The following is a 20198-nucleotide window of genomic DNA, read 5'->3' as shown; positions in this document are numbered from 1 at the left end:
CTCAGTCTGCCGCCAGCCGCGCCTCGAACAGGCCACGCACCCCCGGATCACTGCGCAACAACCCCAACGCCAACTCCGCGTGCCCCGGCACATACCCGTTGCCGACCAGCATCGTCACGTCCGCCGCCAGCCCTTCGGCCCCCAACGCCGCCGCCGCGAAACTCGTCGCCATCGAGAAAAAGATCACTGTGCCGCCGTCCGCCGTGGCCAACACCGCCCCGTGCTCACACCCCGGCACATCCACACAGACCACGGTCACATCAGCCGGCGCCCCCAACGCGGTCGTCACCGCCGTGGACAACCCCACCGGATCCCGGGCGTCAGCCAACACCACCGCATCACACAACCCGGCCGCCACCAGCGCGTCACGCTCCGCCGCCACCGGCACCACCCCGACCGTACGACCCGCCCCCGCCTGCCGCGCCGCCGCCAGCGACAACGAACCACTCTTGCCCGCACCACCGATCACCGCCACCGACACCGGCCCATCCCCCGCCCGGTCGGCCACACACCGCGACACCACCCGCGCCGTCAACGCCGGCGCCCCACACACATCCAGCACCGCCAGCGACAACTGCGGATCCAGATCCTCCGGCAACACCGCCGCGATCGACCGGGCGAACAGAATCGCCCACCCCTCACACGGCACCTGCTCGCTGAGCCCGTCCCACCGGGCCAGACCGTCGGTGACCACCAGCGGCGTCAACGTCAACGACACCAGGGTGGCGACCCGCTCCCCCGGCTTCAGACCCAGCGGCGAACGCCGCCCGGCCTCCTCGACCGTGCCGATCAACATCCCACCCGACCCGGTCACCGGGTTCTGCATCTTGCCCCGGGTAGAGATGATCTCCAGCACCTCGGCGCGCACCGCAGCACCGTCACCGCCGTGCTTGTCGAACAGCTGACGGAAACTCGCCGCGTCCAGGTTCAGCCGCTCCACCCGGATCCGCACCTCGTTCGCCGCGATCTCCGGACCCGCGTCCAGGCGCCAGGCCGCCTGCGGCAGCACCCCCGCCGGCTCCACCACGCGGTGCAGACCCACTGGTGACGTCACCCCGACCTCCCCTACATGGCCGCCTGAACCCCCGGCCGGGAGTCGCATAGCGGGAAAACTTACGGCAGACTAGATTCTTAACCGGATATTTTCCAGTACCCTTCGGGGTCATCGATCAACCACCAGGAGGGGCCGTGACCCAGACCCACCCGCCGGTGCAGCGCACCGCGACACCCCAGCCGGCCCCCGTCGACACCCCCGGCCAGCCCTACGAATACCGCCGCACCCCACTCGTCGAACCCGACTGGACCCGCTTCCCCGGCTGGCGCCACGTCACCCGCGACCAATGGGAGAACGCCCAATGGCAGCGGGTCAACTGCGTAAAGAACGTCAAACAACTGCGCACCGTGCTCGGCGACACCGTCGACGAGAGCTTCTACGCCGACCTGGAAGCCGACCAACGCGCCCTGGCCACCATGTCCATGCTGGTGCCACCCCAGATGATCAACACTATGGTGCCCTTCGCGCCGCCGACCACCGAAGCACTGCTCGCCGACCCCATCCGGCGCTACATGATCCCGGTGGCCTCCGACCGACGCACCGACTGGCCCTCCCACCCCTACGCCAGCCGCGACTCCCTGCACGAACACGACATGTGGGTAGCCGAGGGCCTCACCCACCGCTACCCCACCAAGGTCCTCGCCGAACTCCTCGCCACCTGCCCCCAGTACTGCGGCCACTGCACCCGCATGGACCTGGTCGGCAACTCCACCCCCGCGGTCGACAAGCTCAAACTCAGCCTCAAACCCGTCGACCGGTACGACGCCCACATCAACTACCTGAAAACCCACCCCGGGGTACGCGACGTGGTCGTCTCCGGCGGAGACGTGGCCAACGTGCCCTGGCGCAATCTCGAGTCCTACCTGATGCGCCTGCTGGAGATCGAAACCATCCGGGACATCCGACTCGCCACCAAGGCCCTCATGGGCCTGCCCCAGCACTGGCTCCAGCCCGACGTCGTCGAGGGCCTGGAACGGGTCGCCCGCACCGCCGCCCGACGCGGCGTCAACCTGGCCATCCACACCCACGTCAACCACGCCCAGTCGCTGACCCCCCTGGTCGCCAAGGCCGCCCAGACCGCCCTGGACGTCGGCGTACGCGACGTCCGCAACCAGGGTGTGCTGATGCGCGGCGTGAACGCCACCAGCAAGGACCTGCTCGACCTGTGCTTCGGCCTCCAGGGCGAGACGGGCATCCTGCCGTACTACTTCTACATGTGCGACATGATCCCCAACGCCGAACACTGGCGGGTCCCGGTCTGGCACGCCCAGCAGCTCCAGCACGACATCATGGGCTACCTGCCCGGCTACGCCACCCCACGGATCGTCTGCGACGTGCCCTTCGTCGGCAAGCGCTGGGTGCACATGATCACCGAGTACGACCGCGAGCGCGGTATCTCCTACTGGACCAAGAACTACCGCACCTCCATCGAGTCCGCCGACCTGGCCGCCCTGAACAAGCGGTACGCCTACTACGACCCGATCGACACCCTGCCCGAGGCCGGTCAGCAGTGGTGGCTGAACCACCGCGACGAGTGACGACCGACCACACGTACCGCCAGGGGCCCCCGGAGTACTCCGGGGGCCCCTGGCGTCGGCGCCTCACCTGTCGAAGGCGCTCTTCGCCTTGCTCTTGACGTCCTCGCCCGCCTGCCGGGCACGGGCCTCGGCCTGCTTACCAGCCCCCTCGGCCCGCATCCGCTCGTTGTCGGCCTTGTCGCCGATGCGCTCCTTGGCGGTGCCGCTCATCTCTTCGACCTTGTTCTTCGCCTTGTCGATGAAGCTCATCTCGCCTCCTCTGCTCGGCCGGGACGGGTGAACCCCGTTCGTGTCGGTGTCCCCGGGTGCCGTCGGTGAAAACCCGGTGGTGGGGCGCACCTCGCGTAAGGCATCCTAGGACGCTAGGTAGTCGGGTGGAGGCGGCGACTGGTTGACTGGGCCAATGGGACAGATCACGCTCATCCGGCACGGCGCCACCGCCTGGAGCACCGCCGGCCGACACACCTCGTACACCGATCTGGAGCTGACCCCGGACGGTGAGCGACAGGCCCGCTCCCTGGGCCCCGCCCTGGCCGAGGAGGGGTTCGTCGCCGTGCTGGCAAGTCCCCGACTCCGGGCGGTGCACACCGCCCGACTGGCCGGCCTGGGCATCACCGACACCGACGAGGACCTGGCGGAGTGGAACTACGGCGATCACGAGGGACGGACCACCGCCGACATCCACCAGGAACAACCAGGATGGAGCGTGTGGACCGACGGATGCCCGGGCGGCGAATCCCCCAGCGAGGTCGGCGAACGCGTCGACCGCCTGCTGGCCCGGGTGCACCCCCTCCTCGATCAGGGCGGGGTGGCCCTGATCGGACACGCCCACTCGCTGCGGGTGCTGGCCGCCCGGTGGATCGGGCTACCCCCCTCAGCCGGCGGACTGCTGCGGTTGGACACCGGCACCCTCAGCCTGCTCGGCCACGAACACGCCCGCCGGGTCGTCCTGCGCTGGAACCACCCGCCCATCCCACCGGCCAAGTTCTCCCCCACCACGGCCCGGCACTGACCCACCAACGAGAACCGGCTCCGGCCCCGGCGCTGCCACGCCGAATGCCGGAGCCGTTCCCAGGCGCCGATCAGAGGTAACTGTTGGCCTCGTCGAGGAAGTGCTGGGCGTACCCCTCGGCGGGGATGTCCCCCAGGTAGTACTTCTTCAGGTCGTGGCGGGTGGCCGCCAGGGGGTCACTGCCGAGCAGATCGTCGAGCACCAGGTCCAGACCGGACACCCGACCGGTGTGGGCGTCGATCACGTACGCCGCCCGGGCCAGCGGGAAGGCGTCCGTGAACCGGTCGGCCGGAGCCGACACCGCGACCATGGCGAACGGCTTCTCCGAGTACAGGTAATCGGCAACCACACTGGACACGTCCGACACCATCGCGTCCGAGGCGTTGAAACAGTCCACGACGGACATCTTCGACTCGGCCTGCGCGCCGAACAGATGCTTGCGCCCACTGGTACGAGCGTCCTCGGCCAGCAGCGCCTTGATCCGCTCCGACTCCTGGGTCAGGGCCGCCGAGCGCATCGTGTACGGGTGCGGCCGGAACACGATGCTGCATCCCCGGGCGATCAGGGCCTTGACGATGTCGTAGCCCACCAGCAGGGACGAGTAGTTCGAGTCGGCGTAGAAGCCGGCCCAGGTGGGGGCGTACAGCACCCGCGGCGCGGTCAGCGAGGCGATCGGGGCCGCGGCGATGGCGACATTCTCCACCTGCGGACGCCCGACGATGCGGAACATCTCCGCCGGCATGCTCACCCCGTTGGCCGCGAACCGGTCGATGGCGGCCTGACCGGCGACGAAGTTCCGGTCGTACATCCGGAAGACCGGGTTGTGGCTCGGCACCTTGTCGCTGTCACCGTGGTTGAGCTGGATGTGCGTCAGGTTGGTGTACCGCACGAGGTGGTTGTTCTTCGTCGCCGTGTTGACGTAGAAGGCCGCCCGCAGCGACGGCACGATCACGTCGTCGATCTGGGTCAACCCCGCCCGCAGTACCACCGGCGCCGTGGTCAGCCGCAGCACCTCGTTGAAGTTGGCCTCGGAACGCACCAGCACGAAGAACTTCTTGCCGAGCCGCTCCAGGTACGGCAACCACATCCCGACCTGGTACGCGGTGCCGACCGGTGCCTCCCAGTGCAGCAGGAAGACCGGCTCGTAGGCGGTCAGCGCGGCGGTCAACCTCGTCTCGCTGGCGTGCCGGGCCCGTACCCGGCTCACCGCCTGCCAGCCGGTGAACGCGACCAGGGCCAGCGCGGCGACCGACACCACCAGGGAGACCACCTCAAGGGTGCCGAGGAACCCGCAGCCCAGGGCCACCACCACCGCGGCGCCGTTGACCAGCACCGCCCGGCTGGTGTTGGGGCGCAGATTGGGCCGCAGGCCACTGCCGCGCAGGTTGGCCGACACCGGATAGACCGACCGGGAGATGGCCGTCACCGCAGACTCGGCCAGCACCGCCAGAGCGGCCCCGCCGACCCCCAGGGCCAGGACGACACCGCCCCCGGAGTGCACCACCCCGAGCAGGTAGGCGCAGGCCAACAGGAGCAGCCGGGTGATCATGGTCGAACCGGAGGCCGCCGAGCCGCCGCTGAGGGCGGTGCGCCAGATGTAGCCGAGCAGACCGACCGCGATCACGGCCGGGGGCAGTGCCCACAGCGGCGAGTCCGCCACCGCCGCCAACAGCAGGGCGACCAACGCCGCCACCTCGGCGGCCAGGGTGGGCAGTCGACCTGCCAGCCACCCCCGCAAGCCGGACTTCGCGCTCACCGCCGGACGCCCGTCGACGTGCCGTTCATCCGCAGCACCCGGCTGACCCGGCCGCGCCAGGACGCCAGGAAGTTCTGCTGAACCTTGAGTTCCTTCTCCAACTGGGTTACCCGCTCCTCGAGTGACTTGTATCCGCGGGGCTCGCGGAAGGGGGGTTCGAAGTCATAGGCAGGCCGGGCCAGGTCACCGTCGTGGCCCTGCCGCAGCCACCGCAGGCGCGACATGACCTGACGGCGTCCGACGACATCCGAGGCCATCAGGGTGTGCACCGGCCCGGGGAACTTGGCGGCGGCCAGGGCCTTGTCGTAGTCGGGGTTCTCCTTGCCCGGCGCGAACACGTGCTCCAGGTCGTTGTGCTCCAGGAACCGCAGGTAGGTCTCGAAGGTCGGCACCTGGCGGGGCAGGAAGGCGTCGAAGTCGGCTTCCTCGTACAGTCGCTGGGCGTCGACGTCCGGCGGCAGGTCGGCGTAGAGGCGGTACGGGATGCCGTGGTACTCGGCCAGTTCGACCGTACGGGAGTCGTGGGCCAGCACGACCGCCGGCGTGCCGGCCAGCACGGCGGCGACATTGCCGTGGATGCGGGTGCCGAAGGCGAAGTGCTGCTCGGCCATGAACTCGACCCAGGTCGAGGCGTCCACGAAGAAGCGCATCCGGTCGTTCTCGTACAGCGGGTGCTCGGTGTGGATCGGCATCCGCTTGTTACCGACCCTGGCCGGGTTCTCGCCCCAGAGCATGAGGGCCAGCCGGTGATGCTGCTGGGGCACGATGACGCTGTTCGGGTAGCGGTTGGTGTTCGCCTCGACCATCTCGTCCACCCCCTTGACCTTGGGGGTGTACGAGATGGCCAGCGGGCTGTCGTAGCGCAGGTGCCCGACCTTGCGCACCAGGGGGCCCAGCGGTCCGTTGCCGAACATCGACGGGCAGCCGATCACCCGTACGTGCTCGTCACCGAAGCCCAGGTACTTCAGCATCCGGGCGGTGTACTCGCCGCGTACCCCGATCGAGGCGGAGCGGTCCAGCACGGCCCGGGTGAAGCGGGTGACGATCCGCTTGTACTCGTCGGGCAGGGAGTCGAACTCGGTGCCGTACGGCAGCTGGGCGCCGATGCCGACCACCGTGACCGGAATGGTCAGCTTCTCGATGACCTTGGCCAGCCGTTCCAGGTGCGGCAGGAAGGTGTCCCGGTAGGAGTTCGCCATCGGCAGCACGAACCGGTCGAACTCCTCGTTCGTCCGCTCGATGTACCGGCCCAGGTGAACCGGACGCTCGTGCACGTAGGAGTTGGCGACCAGCTCGGCGCCGGGCACGCTCAGGGCCCGGAAGACCGCGCTGTAGAAGAGCATGTTGCCGGAGTTCGAGCCGAAGACCCCGAGCCGGGAGGTGGACAGGCTCTGCTCGTGGGACAGCACCGTGGCCGGATGCTTGCCGGCGCGGACGAGGATACGCGTCATGACCGGACCTCGGCACCCGACTGGCTGAACCTCGACCATAGCGGTCGGAACATCTCAATCCTCCCCTTGACGACACACCTAGCGAGACCGTGCCGCGGCGCCGGCAGGCACACCGCGGATCGGCTCGCGCCGCTCACGATCGGGTCTCACTTCCGCCGAATCAGGGATGGATCCTAATCCCGTATCCCGTGAGTTCACTGAACCGGGGTCGGATGTTCTTGATCATCTCATCCCATTTCGCACAATCGCCTCAGGTCGTGATCGCCGGCCCCGGACCGTCCCTCGCGAGCCCTCCGGCTACGGGCCGGAGGGCTCGACGACAACACCACGCGGCCTGGGTTGCCCGGTCGGCTGGGCGGCCTTGGGCGGGCGGTGTTCGTACGGGGTGGAGAGCACCACGGTCGTCCTGGTCGTCACATTGGCCGAAATCCTGATCTCCTGGAGCACCCGTTCCAGGTCCCCCGGCCCGGCCACCCGCACCAGCAGCAGGTAGAAGTCCTCGCCGGCCACCGAGTAGCAGGAGTCGATCTCCGGAAGGTGGGCCAGCCGTTCCGGGGCGTCGTCCGGCTGCGAGGGATCGAAGGGCCGGATCGCCACGAAGGCGGTCAGCGGCAGGTCGAGGGCCTCGAAGGAGACCCGGGCCGTGTACCCCTTGATGACCCCGCGCTGCTCCAGCCGACGGACCCGCTGGTGCGCGGCCGAGACCGACAGGCCGACCCGCTCCGCAAGGTCCGTGTACGACAGCCGACCGTCGGCGGTCAATGCCGCGACGATGGCCCGATCGATCTCCTCCACGGCGTGCAACCTACCCGGAATGCGCCCGATGTGCGACGTTCACCCCTTGGCCAGCGCCCGGGAGATCACCATCCGCTGAATCTGGTTGGTGCCCTCGACGATCTGCAACACCTTCGCCTCCCGGAAGTAACGCTCCACCGGATGGTCGGCCACATAACCGGCCCCACCGAGCACCTGCACGGCCTCGGTGGTGACCCGCATCGCCACATCGGAGGCGAACAGTTTCGCCTTGGCCGCCTCCACCGAATACGGCCGGCCGGCGTCGCGCAGCCGGGCCGCGGCCAACATCAACGCCCGGGCGGCGGAGATCTGGGTGGCCATGTCCGCCAGGGTGAAGCCGAGACCCTGGAAGTCGATGATCGCCCGCCCGAACTGCCGGCGCTCCCGGGCGTACTCCACCGCGTAGTCCAGCGCCGCCTGGGCCAGCCCCACCGCGCAGGCGGCGATGCCGAGCCGACCGGAGTCCAGCGCGGCCATGGCGATGGTGAAGCCCTTGCCCTCGCCGCCGATCAGCCGCTCGGCCGACACCCGGGCCTCGTCGAAGACCAGTTGCGCCACCGGGGAGGACCGCAGCCCCATGGTGCGCTCGGCGGCCTGCGGGGCGATGCCCGGGGTGCCCCGGTCGGCCAGCAGGCAGGAGATGCCCTTCGGGCCGGGGCCGCCGGTGCGGCAGAAGATGTTGTAGAAGTCGGCCGTGTGGGCGTGGGTGATCCAGGCCTTGGTCCCGGTGACGACATACTCCTCGCCGTCGCGGACCGCCTTGGTGGTCAGGGCCGCGGCGTCCGAACCACCCTGAGGCTCGGAGAGGCAGTACGCGCCCAGCAACTCCCCGCCGATCATGTCCGGCAGCAGCTCGCGCTGGGCGTCGGTGCCGAAGGCGGCTACCGGGTAGCAGGACAGGGTGTGCACGCTTACCGCCTCGGCGGCGGCCAGCCAGCGCCCGGCCAGGATCTCCAGCACCTGCAGGTACACCTCGTAGGGCTGGGCGGCACCGCCGTGCTCCTCGGGGTACGGCAGCCCCAGCAGGCCGGCCCGGCCCAGGGTACGCAGGGTCTCCCGGGGGAACTCGGCGCGCTGCTCGTACTCGACCGCCTTGGGGGCGAGTTCCCGGTCGGCGAGTTCGGTGGCCAACTCCAGCAGGTCGTGGGCCTCGTCGGTGGGCAGGATCCGCTCGACGGTCATAGCTCGATCAGCTCCGTGGTGGTGGTGTTCAGCCGGCGTACGCCGTCGGTGGTGCAGACCACGATGTCCTCGATCCGGGCCCCGTGCCGCCCGGCGAGGTAGATGCCCGGTTCCACGGAGAAGGCCATCCCGGCGGCCAGCGGACGGTCGTTGCCGGCCACCACGTACGGCTCCTCGTGACCGTCGAGGCCGATGCCGTGGCCGGTGCGGTGCAGGAAGGCCTCGCCGTACCCGGCGGCGGTGATCGGTTCACGGGCGGCGGCGTCGACCGCCTCGGCGCTCACCCCCGGTCGGACGGCCGCCACGGCGGCCTGCTGGGCCTCACGCAGCACGGTGTAGTAGTCGACGAACTCCGCCGGAGGACGGCCACCGGCCACGAAGGTCCGGGTGCAGTCGGAGCGGTAACCGGAGGGCATGGTGCCGCCGATGTCCACCACCACCGGCTCCCCCGCCCCGATCGGCCGGTCACTGGTGCCGTGGTGCGGGCTGGCCCCGTTCGGGCCGGCGGCGACGATGACGAAGTCGACCGTGACGTGCCCGGCGGCCCGGATCGCGGCGGCGATGTCCGCGGCCACCTCGACCTCGGTACGCCCCGGCCGCAGCCACTCGCCCATCCGCTCGTGCACCGAGTCGATGGCCGCACCGGCCTCGGCCAGCGCGGCCACCTCCGCCGGTGACTTGACGATCCGCAGTTCCCGCAGCACCTCGGAGGCCAACCGCTGGCGGGCACCGGGCAACGCGGCACGCAAAGCCAGGACCTGCTCGGCCCACATCCGGTCGGCCAGTCCCACCGCCTCGACCGACCCGCCCAGGGCCGCGGTCACCAGCGGGTACGGGTCGGTGCCGTCGGTGTGGTCGATGATGCGTACCCCGGTGGCCGGTGCCGGGGAGGCCTCGGCCGCCGGTCGTTCCAGAGTAGGCACGATCAGGGTCGGCTCGCCCTCGGCGGGCAGCACCAGCAGGGTCAGCCGCTCACCGGCGTGCGCGTCGTACCCGGTGAGGTAGCGCAGGTCGGAGCCGGGGCTGAGCAGCAGGGCGTCCAGGCCGGCGGTGGCGATGGCGCGCTGCGCGGCCACCAGCCGCTGCGGCGGGTACAGTTCGTCGATTCCCACCCGCACAGCTTAACGGTCGTTTGGGGGCGGACAGGTGGACGGTGGCGCGCAGGCGTCCCGCCCGACCGGTCAGGAATCGAGAAGCACCAGGCGCCGCGGCGCAGCAAGCTGACCTTCAGGACATCCCGCCCGGCGCCGCACGCCGGGCCGGGCAGCTCGTCTCTGCTGGAGGTCGCCATGCGCTCGAACACCATCATCCGACAGACCCATCGATGGATCTCCGTCACCTTCGTGGTGACCGTCATCGTCGCCTTCGTCGCCGCCACCCAGGCCGAACCCGTCGAATGGGTCTTCTACCTGCCGCTGCTCCCCCTGGCCGTACTCCTGCTCACCGGGTTGTACCTGTTCGTGCTGCCGTACGCCGTCCGACGCCGACGCGCCACGGGCTGACCCGGGTGTCGACTCAGGACATCAACCACAGACAGAAGGGATGGCCGTCCGGGTCCAGGCAGACCCGGACGTCGTCCTGCGGCTGGTAGTCGGCCAGGGTCGCGCCGCAGGCCAGGGCATGATCCAGGGCGGCGTCCAGATCCTCCACGCCGATCTCCAGGTGCATCGACATCTGCTGTCGCCCCGGCTGCGCCGGCCAGGTGGGGCGCACGTACGCCCGTTCCCGCTGGAAGGACAGCCCCACCCCGCCGTCGGGGTCACGCAGGATGACGTCGTCGGCCTCCTCGACACTGATCTCCCAGTCCAGCAGCCGCAGGTAGAAGCGGGCCAGCGCGGCCGGGTCGGGAGTGTCCAGGTTGACCGTGGTCAGCGTCAACCGGGTGGATAAGGGCATCTGATCCTCTCTGGTCGTGCCGGAAACGCGGAATGTCGGTGCGGTGTGCCAGGCTATCGAACGTGGCACCGCAGACCCCGATCATGCTCATCGACGCACCCAGTCTCTACTTCCGCGCCTACTTCGGCATTCCGGAGTCCGCCGCGAAGACCGCGGACGGCCAGCCGGTCAACGCCGTACGCGGCTTCCTGGACATGCTCGCCCAACTGGTGCGGACCCGCCGACCGGGGCGGATGGTGTGCGCGATGGACCACGACTGGCGACCGGACTGGCGGGTCGCCCTGCTGCCGTCGTACAAGGCGCACCGGGTGGCCCCCGAAGGCGGCGAGGTCGTGCCGGACACCCTGACCCCGCAGGTGCCGATGATCCTCGACATGCTCGAGGCCCTGGGGATCACCGTGGTCGGGGCGGCCGGTTACGAGGCCGACGACGTGCTCGGCACCCTCTCGGTCACCCAACCCGGGCCGGTCGAGGTGGTCTCCGGCGACCGTGACCTGTTCCAGTTGATCGACGACGTCCGCGGGGTCCGGCTGCTCTACATCGGCCGTGGCGTGGCCAAACTGGAGGACTGCGACGATGCCGCCGTGCGGGCCCGCTACGGAGTGCCGGCCCACCGGTACGCCGAGTTCGCCGCCCTGCGCGGCGACCCCAGCGACGGGCTGCCCGGGGTGGCCGGGGTCGGGGAGAAGACCGCCGCCCGGCTGATCGACCGGTACGGCGACATCGCCGGCATCCTCGCTGCCCTGGACGACCCGGCCTCCGGCTTCGCCCCCGGGCTGCGGACCAAGCTGGCCACCGCCCGGGACTATCTCGCGGTGGCCCCGAAGGTGGTCCGGGTGGCCCTGGACGTGCCGTTGCCGCCGCTGCCCACCGAGTTGCCGACCGCCCCCGCCGACCCGGAGCGGCTCCTCGACCTGGCCCAGCGGTGGAACCTGGCCGGCTCCACCCGCCGCCTGGTCGACGCCCTCGCCACCCGCGCCGACTCCTAACCGAGACCGACCCCATGCTGCGCTGCCCCCGATGATCTCGACGTTCCTGGTCGCACACCGGTGGATCGCACCAACAGCCCTGGTGCTGGTGATCCTCGTTGGGCCCTTGGCAGGCGGCTGGCTGACCACCCGGCCGAGGATCGCCTGGGGGCTCACCGCAGCCTCGATGCTGCCGCTGGCGTTGCTCACCCTGGTGCCGCAGGACCGCGAAATCTTCGCCCGCTGTGAGGTGCGGTGGGAGCTCCCCACGCTGACCGGCCCCGAGTCGCTGGCAAACATCCTGCTTTTCATCGTGCCGGTGCTGCTGGCAGGCGTGGCCACCCGCCGCCCGATCCTGGCCGTGCTGGCCGGGGGCGGACTGTCGGTAGTGGTGGAGGCGGTGCAGGCAGCGGTGCCCGCGATCGGCCGCTCGTGTGACTCCGACGATTGGATCAACAACACGATCGGCGCCGTCATCGGTGGAGCGCTGGCTTGGCTGTCGTTGACCGCAGCCGCACGCCGGGCGCGCCGGGCTTGCTCGACGTCAACGTTCGGCGACGATGGCCAGGGCCGCAAACAGCAGAGTCAGTGATGTGGGTCTAGGCGACCTCGCGCAGGTAGCCGTCGATCGAGGCGGCCAGGACCTGGTCCCCGGGGCGGGCCCAGACCTCGGCGTTGAAGACCTCGACCTCGATCGGGCCGGTGTAGCCGGCCGCGTCGACCGCCTCCCGCAGTCGGCGCAACTCGATGCAGCCGTCGCCGGGCAGGGCCCGGCCGAGCAGCACCCCCTCGGGCAGCGGGGTGATCCAGTCGCAGATCTGGAAGGAGGCGATCCACTCCCCCGCCCGGGCGATCTGCGCGTACACGGTGTCGTCCCACCAGACGTGGTAGGCGTCCACCACCACGCCGACCACCCCGGGGTCGAACCGTTCGGCGATGTCCAGGGCCTGGCCCAGGGTGGAGATGACGCAGCGGTCGGCACTGAACATCGGATGCAGGGGCTCGATGGCGAGGGTGACCCCGGCGGCGTCGGCGTGCGGGGCCAGTTCGGCTATCGCGTCGGCCACCCGGGCCCGGGCCCCGTCGAGGTCCCTGCTGCCCTCCGGTAGCCCGCCGGAGACCAGCACCAGCACGGGTGCGCCCAGGGCGGCGGCCTCCTCGATGGCCCGCAGGTTGTCGTCGCGCCAGTCCTCGGCGCTGAAGAAGCCGCCCCGACACAGGGTGGTCACCGCCAGCCCGGCGTCGTGGACCAGGTCGGCGGTGCGGGTCAGGCCGTACTCGGCGACCGGTTCCCGCCACAGTCCGATGCCGGGCACACCGGCGGCCACGCAACCGGCCACCGCCTCGGGCAACGGCCAGTGTTTCGTGGTGGCCTGGTTGAGGGAGAAGCGGCACAGGGCCGTACGGTCGGCGGTCACTGGGCCACCCCGGCGACCGTGAAGAAGGCCCGGGCGCGGGCGGCGGCCAGGTCGGCGTCCGGGAGCAGACCGGCGTCCTCGGCGAGGGTCAGCAGGATGGCCAGGTGCTCCGGGGACCGGCCGGACTGAAGGCCGCCGACCATGGTGAAGTGATCCTGGTGGCCGGTCAGCCAGGCCAGGAAGACGATGCCGGTCTTGTAGTACCAGGTGGGGGCGGCGAACAGGTGCCGGGCCAGCGGCACGGTCGGGGCGAAGATCTCGTCGTACCCGGTCAGGTCGCCGCGGTCCAGGGCGGCCAGGGCGGCGGCGGCGGCCGGTGCGATCGCGGCGAAGACCCCCAGCAGGGCGTCGGAGTGCCCGGCCTCGTCCCCCCGGATCAGCTCCGGATAGTGGAAGTCGTCGCCGGTGTAGAGGCGCACCCCGGCGGGCAGCCGCCGACGCAGCGCCACCTCCCGACCGGCGTCGAGCAGGGACATCTTGATGCCGTCCACCCGGGCGGCATGGGCCTTGATCAGCTCCACGACGGTGTCGGCGGCCAGGTCCAGGTCGGTCGATCCCCAGTAGCCGGTCAACGCCGGGTCGAACATCGGGCCCAACCAGTGCAGCACCACCGGGGCATCGGCGGCGGTCAGCAGCTCGTCGTACACCCGTAGGTAGTCCTCGGTGTGCCGGGCGGCGGCGGCCAGGTGACGGCTGCACATCAGCACCGGCACGGCACCGGCGGCCTGCACGTCGGCGAGTTGCTCGCGGTAGGCGGCGGTGACCTCGGCCAGGGTGGCCGGGCCGGGCGGCAGTTGGTCGGTGGCGACCCCGGCGACGATCCGACCGCCGACCGCGCGGGCCTGGGCCGCGCTGCGCCGGATCAGCTCCCGGGTGGTCGGATAGTCCAGGCCCATGCCCCGCTGAGCGGTGTCCATCGCCTCGGCCACCCCCAGCCCGTACGACCAGAGGTGCTCGCGGAAAGCCAGGGTGCGGTCCCAGTCGAGGGTGGCCGAGGTGCCCGGGGTGTTGTCCGCCTCCGGGTCGGCCACCACATGCGCGGCGGCGTACGCGATGCGGCTGCGCGGCGGGCCCTCGGGGCGCGGATACCGGCCGCCCCCGGCCAGCCGCAGTCGCCGCCCGCCGGGCAGGGTGACCCTCGTGCCGCTCACAGCGACAGCTCCGGCACCTCGATGCGGCGTCCCTCGTGGGCCGAGCGCAGCCCCAACTCGGCCAACTGCACTCCCTGGGCGCCGGCCAGGAAGTCCCACCGGAAGGGCTCACCGGCCACCACGTGCCGCAGAAAGGCCTCCCACTGCACCTTGAAGCCGTTGTCGAAGTCCTCGTTGTCCGGCACCTCGGACCACTGGGCCCGGAAGTCCTCGGTGACCGGCAGGTCGGGGTTCCACACCGGTTTCGGGGTGAGGGCCCGGTGCTGCACCCGGCAGCGGCGCAGCCCCGCGACCGCGCTGCCCTCGGTGCCGTCGACCTGGAATTCGACGAGTTCGTCGCGGAACACCCGCACCGCCCAGGACGAGTTGAGTTGGGCGATCACCCCGCCGGCCAGTTCGAACACGGCGTACGCGGCGTCGTCGGCGGTGGCCGGGTAGGGCCGGCCGGTCTCGTCGACCCGACGCGGAATGTGGGTGGCGATGGTGGCGGAGACCGAGCGCACCTCGCCGAACAGCTCCGCCAGCACGTAGTGCCAGTGCGGGAACATGTCCACCACGATGCCGCCGCCGTCGGAGGCCCGGTAGTTCCAGGAGGGGCGCTGGGCGGGCTGCCAGTCGCCCTCGAAGACCCAGTAGCCGAACTCGCCGCGCACCGACAGCACCTGGCCGAAGAAGCCGCCGTCGAGCAGCCGCTTGAGCTTGCGCAGGCCGGGCAGGAACAGCTTGTCCTGCACCACCCCGGTGCGTACCCCGGCGGAGCGGGCCGCCCGGGCCAGGTCCAGGGCGGCGGCGGTGTCGGCGGCCAGGGGTTTCTCGGTGTAGATGTGCTTGCCGGCCTCGATCGCCGCCCGGATGGCCTTCTCCCGCTGCTGGGTGACCTGGGCGTCGAAGTAAATCTCGACGTCGTCGCGGGCCAGCGCCGCCGCCAGGTCGGTCGTCCAGTCGTCCAGGCCGTGCCGTCGGGCGATCTCGCGCAGCTTGGTCTCGCTGCGTCCGACCAGGACCAGGTGCGGCCAGACGGTGGTGCCGTCGGCCAGGGGCAGGCCACCGGCGTCCCGGATGGCCAGCAGGGAACGCACCAGATGCTGCCGGTAACCCATCCGGCCGGTGACGCCGTTGACGATGATGCCGATCGACCTGCGGGTCATGGGGGTCCCTCCGCAACGAGTCAGGTAAGCGCTTTCCTGCAAGCCTAGAGCCAGCCCCAGCCGACAGGCAAGGGCTTTCCTGTCCCTCGACCTGGGCAACCTTCCGACGGCCTGCGACACCCCCTGCGGTACGGTGACGCTGGCCGTCGGAGGCACGGCCGACGCGACACGGGAGGGGACGCCGGTGGCGACGCTGTCCGATGTGGCGCGGCGGGCGGGAGTCTCCCCCGCCACGGCTTCCCGAGTGATCAACGGCAGCAGCAAGCCGGTCACCGACGAGCTGCGCGAACGGGTCCTGCGGGCCGTCGCCGAGTTGCAGTACGTGCCCAACGCCCACGCCCAACTGCTGGCCCGCTCCCACCGAGGCGCCGTCGGGGTCATCGTGCACGACGTCTCCGACCCGTACTTCTCCGAGATCACCCGAGGGCTGCAACGGGTCGCCACCGACCAGGGGCGGCTGCTGATGATCTGCAACAGCTACCGGGACCCGGATCGGGAGCTGGAGTACGTCGAACTGCTGCGCGGACAGCAGGTGGCCGCCATCATCCTGGCCGGCTCCGGCTATCACGATCCCGAGTTCACGACCCTGCTCAACGGCAAACTGGCCGCGTACGAGGCCGGCGGGGGGCGGGTCGCGGTGATCGGCCGCCACGAGCACTCCGGGGATGCGGTGATGCCGGACAACCGGGCCGGCGCCCGGCTGCTCGGGCAGGAGATCTGCCGGCTCGGCCACCGGCACATCGGGGTGGTGGCCGGGCCCCGGGTGCTGACCACCACCACCGACCGGCTGACCGGACTGCGTGAAGCGCTGGCCGAACACGGTCGGCAGCTACCGGAACAGCTCGTCCGGTACGCCGACTTCGACCGGGACAGCGGTGCCGAGGCCACGGCCGCCCTGCTGGACGCCGAGCCCACCCTGACCGCGATCGCGGCGCTGAACGACTCGATGGCCATCGGCGCCCTGTCGGTGCTGCGCTCCCGGTCGATCGCAGTACCCGACCAGGTAAGCGTGTTCGGCTTCGACGACATGCCGATGGCCCGCGACGTCACCCCGGCGCTGACCACGATCCGGCTGCCGCTTGTCGAGATGGGGGCCCGGGCGATGGCCCTGGCCCTGGACCCTGGTTCCGCCGAACCCCGGGTGGAGTCCCTGGCCGCCGAACTGGTCCGCCGGGACAGCTCCGGGCCGCCACCGGGCTGAGGTGTGCGGGACGGGAGATTTGCGCCAATGGTATAGACATATCCGTATGCGTAGACTCCTGATTTCCGCCACCTGTGCGGTGGTGCTGGTGGCCGGGGCCACCGGTCCGGCGGCGGCTGATCCGCCGGAGCGCCCCGACCCCCGGCCGACCTCGGCGGGCTGGTCGATGGTCGACGGCGAGCTGACCTGGCGCTCGAAGGAACCGGTGCCGATGGGCGACGCCAGGGTCGAGTTCTTCTCCGGCGACAAGCGGCTGGGCCCGGCGCGCCCGCACCCGGACGGCCGGACCTTCAGCCTGCCGCTGGACGCGCCGGTGAAGCCGGATGACCTGGCGGTGCGGGCCGGCGGCCGGCGGATCGATGTGGACCCTGCACGCGAGAGCGCCCGCCGATCGGCACCGGTTGCCGCCATGCCGGCCCCGCAGCCCGCCGGCCCGGTCGACCCCGGCAGGCCCGGACCGTACCGACAGATCACCGGGGAGTACGACCTGCCCGGGGTCACCCTGCCGGGGTTCCCGGAGAAGGTCGAGATGCGGGCGGTGGTGGTCGCGCCACAGGGCGCCCCCGGAGCCCGACCGCTGGCCCTGTTCCTGCACGGCCGGCACACCGTCTGCTACCGGGCCGACGAGGAGGTGCCCCAGCAGTGGCCCTGCCCGGCCGGCTCCGATCCGATCCCCAGCCACCGGGGCTACCTCCAGGCGCAGCGGCTGCTCGCCTCGCAGGGGTACGTGACCGTGTCCATCTCGGCCAACGGGATCAACGGTCAGGACTGGGCCGCCGGCGACGGCGGCGCCCAGGCCCGCTCCTCGCTCGTGCGTCGGCACCTGGCGAAGTGGGCCGACTGGGCCGGGACCGGCCGTGCCGGAGCACCGGCCATCGTGCGGGCCGCCCCCTGGGCCGACCTGTCCCAGGTGTTCCTGATGGGTCACTCCCGCGGCGGTGAAGGGGTCAGCCGGGCGGCGATGGACTCGCTGACCCCACCGCCGAGGGCACAGGACGGCTACCCCGGCCGGGTTCGCTGGACCGTACGCGGCATGTTGCTGATCGGTCCCACCCTCTTCGGGCACAACCCGGTGCCGGAGGTCCCCTCGGTGACCCTCCTGCCCGGCTGCGACGGTGACGTCTACGACCTGCACGGCCAGATGTTCGTGGACGCCACCCGAGGGCTCAGCCCCAGCCGGGCCCTGCGCAGCGCCCTGTACGTGATCGGGGCCAACCACAACTACTTCAACACCGAATGGACCCCCGGCCAGTCGGTGGCACCCTCCTGGGACGACTTCCCCACCAGCGACGACGAGCCCGATCCGGTCTGTTCACCGGGTACCCCGACCCGGCTCACCGCCGCCCAGCAGCAGACCGTCGGTGCCACCTACATCGCCGCCGCCGCGCGGCTGTTCGTCGGCGGCGACGACCGGGTCCGGCCACTGCTGGACGGCACCGGCCGACGGGCGCCCTCGGCCGACCCGGCGCGGGTGCTCGCCCACGCCCTCGGCGGCAACCGCACCCCGGTACTCACCCCGGACCCCTCGACCCGGTTGTCGGGCGGGGCCCGGATCTGCGACCAGGTCACCGACGATGCCGAGCGGTCCTGTCTGGACCCGTACGACCGCAGTGCCCTGCTGGCCCACTTCACCCCCTTCTTCTGGACCATCCCCGAGCCCGACCGGTACGCGGCGGAGCTGGCCTGGTCCCGGGCCGGCATGCCGATCCAGCTGGCCCCGGCCCGGCCGGTCTCCGTCGCCGGCGCCCGTGACCTGGCGCTGCGCGTCATCGTCCCGCCGAACACGACCGGCACCCGGTGGGAGGTGGCCGTGGTCGGCACGGACGGGCGGCGCAGCCAGCTGGGTGAGGTACGCCTGAACGGCCTGCCCGGCACGGACTACACGACCTCGTACTGGGCGCAGGAGGTGCGGGTGCCGTTGCGGGGGGCACCGGCCCGGCTGGCCGCCATCGAGATCACTCCCCGCAGCTCCATCGGGCAGGCCTGGCTGCTCGACGCGTGGGGCTGGAAGCCGGGCACACCCGACCCCCGCGCACCCCGCCTGCCGAGGCTGGACCTCGGGACCCTGCAGGTGCCGGAGGGCGACTCCGGCACGAGGACCGTCGAGATCCCGGTGACCGTCACGGGAAGCGGCAGCGCCACCGTACGGCTGAATCTGACCGACCCGGCCGGCGAGGACCGATCCTGGCTGGCCACCGTCCGGCCCGGTCAGCGCAGCATCCGGGTACCCGCCGAGGTGGTCGGGGACCGGCTGTGGAACTACACCGAGCGGTACCTACTGACCGCCAAGGCGCAGCAGGGCATGGTGGTCGGCAGCTACATCGGTGGACTCGACATCCTCAACGACGATCCGGTCCCCACCATCACGGTCGAGTCCGCCGACCTGCGGGTCACCGAGGGTGCGACCCTGACCTGGCGGTTCACCGTCTCCGCGCCCACCGAACAGGGCCTGTTCGCGATCGCCTGGCCGCAGCCGCCGACCGCCGGACCGGAGCTGTCCACCATGGACGTGGATCCGGACTGGTTCACCGAGCACGCGTTCTCGCCGGTGGAACCCGAGCGGCCACTGTCCCAGACGTGGCTGTTGCAGTACCTGGAACTGGCTCCGGACGCTCTGGCCGGTGAGATCAGCGTACCGACGATCACGGACTCGGTGACCGAGCCGCAGGAGTGGATCGAGCTGTACTTCGACCAGGAGCCGGACGGGCCGGTGCTGCCGCCGGTGCTGACCGGTGTGGTGACCGACGGCTGAGAGCGGGGCGGCCCAGCGGCGGCATCGGCACCTATCCTGTGCCGGTGTCGCCGCTGAGCCCCACCCAGCAGGTCCTCACCCCCACCGAGGTGGCCGACTACATCGAGGCCTCCTTCTCAGGTGCGCGGCAGGTGGCCGACTGCGGGCCGCTGACCGGCGGCGGCTTCGCCACGGTCTGGTGGGTACGCCTGGACGACGGCGCCCAGGTCGTCCTCAAGGTCGGGCCGCCGCCGCAGGTGCCGCTGTTGCGCTACGAGAGCGGCATGCTCGCCGCCGAGGCCCGCTACTTCCGGCTGGTCGCCGCCCGGGCCCCGCAGGTGCCGGTACCCCCGCTGCTGCACCACACCGACCTGCTGGATCAGGTACGCCGACCCGCCCTGCTGCACTTCGACGGCTGGGACGGCAACGTGCTGGCCGCCCCCGACACGCACGGGGCGTACCGGATGTGCGGGCTGGTCGACGGCGAACGGTTCCTCTACGGCGACCCGATGCTGGACCTGGTCTCGCCCCTGCTGTTCCGGCGCGCCGAGGACGAGCCGGAGCATCCGTTCCTGCACGGTTACGCCGACGCCGTCGGCACGCCGCTGGTCTTTGACGATCGCGTACGCCGCCGGTTGGCGTTGTACCGGATGCACCTGCACCTGCTGATGACCGTGGAGATGCCCAGCCGGGGCATCACCGTCGACAACGACCCCGGCCGACACACCCTGCTCGCCGAGCTACTCGACCGCGACCTGGCGGACCTGAGTCGCCCCTGACCACGGTGTGCCCGGACCGCACGCCACTCGAATCCGTGTCATGGCCGCCCGGTGGGGCGCGGGAAGCAGGCCACCGGTCGGGCGCGGCCGGCCGCCGGGTACCCACTTCGGGCACTGT

The 20198-nt window shown here is 71.1% G+C and carries 19 protein-coding genes; 8 read left to right on the top strand and 11 right to left on the bottom strand.

The genetic code is table 11. The annotated features are described in order from the left end of the window. Window position 1: 1 nt before the first annotated feature. Window positions 2-1102, bottom strand: a complete 1101-nt coding sequence (locus ACLQ2T_RS13210; RefSeq protein ID WP_425766342.1) for a zinc-binding alcohol dehydrogenase — start codon at window positions 1100-1102, stop codon at window positions 2-4. 86 nt (window positions 1103-1188) lie between these two features. Between ACLQ2T_RS13210 and ACLQ2T_RS13205 the strand changes: the two genes are divergently transcribed. After that, window positions 1189-2592 (top strand): KamA family radical SAM protein, encoded by a 1404-nt coding sequence (locus tag ACLQ2T_RS13205; RefSeq protein WP_425766341.1) that lies wholly within the window; start codon window positions 1189-1191, stop codon window positions 2590-2592. 63 nt (window positions 2593-2655) lie between these two features. Here ACLQ2T_RS13205 and ACLQ2T_RS13200 read toward each other — a convergent pair whose 3' ends face one another. Next, window positions 2656-2841 (bottom strand): CsbD family protein, encoded by a 186-nt coding sequence (locus ACLQ2T_RS13200; RefSeq protein WP_425766340.1) that lies wholly within the window; start codon window positions 2839-2841, stop codon window positions 2656-2658. 154 nt (window positions 2842-2995) lie between these two features. On the opposite strand from ACLQ2T_RS13200, the gene ACLQ2T_RS13195 reads away from it, so the two are divergent. Beyond that, entirely contained in the window at window positions 2996-3604 is a 609-nt protein-coding gene (locus tag ACLQ2T_RS13195; RefSeq protein WP_425766339.1) for a histidine phosphatase family protein, read from the top strand. Window positions 3605-3674: 70 nt separating this feature from the next. On the opposite strand, the gene ACLQ2T_RS13190 is transcribed toward ACLQ2T_RS13195, so the two are convergent. The 5 genes from ACLQ2T_RS13190 to ACLQ2T_RS13170 form a co-directional block, all read right to left on the bottom strand. Next, on the bottom strand, window positions 3675-5360 hold the full coding sequence (locus tag ACLQ2T_RS13190; RefSeq protein WP_425766338.1) for a CDP-glycerol glycerophosphotransferase family protein: 1686 nt from the start codon (window positions 5358-5360) through the stop codon (window positions 3675-3677). Continuing rightward, entirely contained in the window at window positions 5357-6811 is a 1455-nt protein-coding gene (locus ACLQ2T_RS13185; protein ID WP_425766337.1) for a polysaccharide pyruvyl transferase family protein, read from the bottom strand. The genes ACLQ2T_RS13190 and ACLQ2T_RS13185 overlap by 4 nt, the downstream gene beginning before the upstream one ends. A gap of 297 nt (window positions 6812-7108) precedes the next feature. Continuing rightward, the gene (locus ACLQ2T_RS13180) at window positions 7109-7606 is read right to left on the bottom strand and encodes an Lrp/AsnC family transcriptional regulator (protein ID WP_425766335.1); all 498 of its coding nucleotides are present in this window, start codon (window positions 7604-7606) and stop codon (window positions 7109-7111) included. A gap of 39 nt (window positions 7607-7645) precedes the next feature. Further along, entirely contained in the window at window positions 7646-8788 is a 1143-nt protein-coding gene (locus ACLQ2T_RS13175) for an acyl-CoA dehydrogenase family protein (protein ID WP_425766334.1), read from the bottom strand. Next, a complete protein-coding gene (locus ACLQ2T_RS13170) occupies window positions 8785-9906 on the bottom strand; it encodes a M24 family metallopeptidase (RefSeq protein ID WP_425766333.1) in 1122 nt (373 codons plus the stop codon). Before ACLQ2T_RS13170 ends, ACLQ2T_RS13175 begins: the two co-directional genes overlap by 4 nt. Window positions 9907-10077: 171 nt before the next feature. On the opposite strand from ACLQ2T_RS13170, the gene ACLQ2T_RS13165 reads away from it, so the two are divergent. Then, window positions 10078-10290 carry a hypothetical protein gene (locus ACLQ2T_RS13165; RefSeq protein WP_425766332.1) on the top strand — a complete coding sequence of 71 codons (213 nt, stop codon included), beginning with the start codon at window positions 10078-10080 and terminating at the stop codon, window positions 10288-10290. 13 nt (window positions 10291-10303) lie between these two features. On the opposite strand, the gene ACLQ2T_RS13160 is transcribed toward ACLQ2T_RS13165, so the two are convergent. After that, window positions 10304-10684, bottom strand: coding sequence for a VOC family protein (locus ACLQ2T_RS13160; RefSeq protein ID WP_425766331.1), 381 nt, complete (start codon window positions 10682-10684; stop codon window positions 10304-10306). 32 nt (window positions 10685-10716) lie between these two features. On the opposite strand from ACLQ2T_RS13160, the gene ACLQ2T_RS13155 reads away from it, so the two are divergent. Together ACLQ2T_RS13155 and ACLQ2T_RS13150 are read left to right on the top strand one after the other, a co-directional pair. Beyond that, a complete protein-coding gene (locus ACLQ2T_RS13155) occupies window positions 10717-11673 on the top strand; it encodes a 5'-3' exonuclease (RefSeq protein ID WP_425766330.1) in 957 nt (318 codons plus the stop codon). A 31-nt stretch (window positions 11674-11704) separates the two neighbouring features. Continuing rightward, a complete protein-coding gene (locus ACLQ2T_RS13150) occupies window positions 11705-12244 on the top strand; it encodes a VanZ family protein (RefSeq protein ID WP_425766329.1) in 540 nt (179 codons plus the stop codon). Window positions 12245-12251: 7 nt separating this feature from the next. Here the strand turns inward: ACLQ2T_RS13150 and ACLQ2T_RS13145 are convergent, their stop codons facing one another. From ACLQ2T_RS13145 to ACLQ2T_RS13135, 3 genes are read right to left on the bottom strand one after another with little or no spacing between them, the layout of a single operon-like run. After that, window positions 12252-13070, bottom strand: a complete 819-nt coding sequence (locus tag ACLQ2T_RS13145; protein ID WP_425766328.1) for a sugar phosphate isomerase/epimerase family protein — start codon at window positions 13068-13070, stop codon at window positions 12252-12254. Beyond that, complete coding sequence (locus tag ACLQ2T_RS13140) at window positions 13067-14221, bottom strand: dihydrodipicolinate synthase family protein (RefSeq protein ID WP_425766327.1); 1155 nt, start codon at window positions 14219-14221, stop codon at window positions 13067-13069. The genes ACLQ2T_RS13145 and ACLQ2T_RS13140 overlap by 4 nt, the downstream gene beginning before the upstream one ends. Continuing rightward, complete coding sequence (locus ACLQ2T_RS13135; RefSeq protein ID WP_425766326.1) at window positions 14218-15369, bottom strand: Gfo/Idh/MocA family protein; 1152 nt, start codon at window positions 15367-15369, stop codon at window positions 14218-14220. The genes ACLQ2T_RS13140 and ACLQ2T_RS13135 overlap by 4 nt, the downstream gene beginning before the upstream one ends. A gap of 184 nt (window positions 15370-15553) precedes the next feature. Here ACLQ2T_RS13135 and ACLQ2T_RS13130 point away from each other — a divergent pair, with 184 nt between their 5' ends. From ACLQ2T_RS13130 to ACLQ2T_RS13120, 3 genes are read left to right on the top strand one after another with little or no spacing between them, the layout of a single operon-like run. After that, a complete protein-coding gene (locus tag ACLQ2T_RS13130; RefSeq protein WP_425766325.1) occupies window positions 15554-16570 on the top strand; it encodes a LacI family DNA-binding transcriptional regulator in 1017 nt (338 codons plus the stop codon). 46 nt (window positions 16571-16616) lie between these two features. Next, complete coding sequence (locus tag ACLQ2T_RS13125) at window positions 16617-19322, top strand: hypothetical protein (RefSeq protein WP_425766324.1); 2706 nt, start codon at window positions 16617-16619, stop codon at window positions 19320-19322. 44 nt (window positions 19323-19366) lie between these two features. Beyond that, window positions 19367-20080: a hypothetical protein gene (locus ACLQ2T_RS13120; protein WP_425766323.1), complete on the top strand. Its 714-nt coding sequence runs from the start codon at window positions 19367-19369 to the stop codon at window positions 20078-20080. Window positions 20081-20198: the final 118 nt, after the last annotated feature.

Origin of the sequence: Micromonospora sp. DT229 (assembly GCF_049844505.1) — a bacterium.
GTDB lineage: Bacteria > Actinomycetota > Actinomycetes > Mycobacteriales > Micromonosporaceae > Micromonospora.
Note: the sequence above shows the minus strand (reverse complement) of the source record. Positions and strands in the feature narration are given on the sequence as shown.

Bases quoted from the DNA above. Each gene is read 5' to 3' on its own strand.
- ACLQ2T_RS13210 (WP_425766342.1), bottom strand. From the start codon at position 1,102: ATGCGACTCCCGGCCGGGGGTTCAGGCGGCCATGTAGGGGAGGTCGGG.
- ACLQ2T_RS13200 (WP_425766340.1), bottom strand. From the start codon at position 2,841: ATGAGCTTCATCGACAAGGCGAAGAACAAGGTCGAAGAGATGAGCGGC.
- ACLQ2T_RS13195 (WP_425766339.1), top strand. From the start codon at position 2,996: ATGGGACAGATCACGCTCATCCGGCACGGCGCCACCGCCTGGAGCACC.
- ACLQ2T_RS13185 (WP_425766337.1), bottom strand. From the start codon at position 6,811: ATGACGCGTATCCTCGTCCGCGCCGGCAAGCATCCGGCCACGGTGCTG.
- ACLQ2T_RS13175 (WP_425766334.1), bottom strand. From the start codon at position 8,788: ATGACCGTCGAGCGGATCCTGCCCACCGACGAGGCCCACGACCTGCTG.
- ACLQ2T_RS13165 (WP_425766332.1), top strand. From the start codon at position 10,078: ATGCGCTCGAACACCATCATCCGACAGACCCATCGATGGATCTCCGTC.
- ACLQ2T_RS13160 (WP_425766331.1), bottom strand. From the start codon at position 10,684: ATGCCCTTATCCACCCGGTTGACGCTGACCACGGTCAACCTGGACACT.
- ACLQ2T_RS13155 (WP_425766330.1), top strand. From the start codon at position 10,717: ATGTCGGTGCGGTGTGCCAGGCTATCGAACGTGGCACCGCAGACCCCG.
- ACLQ2T_RS13150 (WP_425766329.1), top strand. From the start codon at position 11,705: ATGATCTCGACGTTCCTGGTCGCACACCGGTGGATCGCACCAACAGCC.
- ACLQ2T_RS13135 (WP_425766326.1), bottom strand. From the start codon at position 15,369: ATGACCCGCAGGTCGATCGGCATCATCGTCAACGGCGTCACCGGCCGG.
- ACLQ2T_RS13125 (WP_425766324.1), top strand. From the start codon at position 16,617: ATGCGTAGACTCCTGATTTCCGCCACCTGTGCGGTGGTGCTGGTGGCC.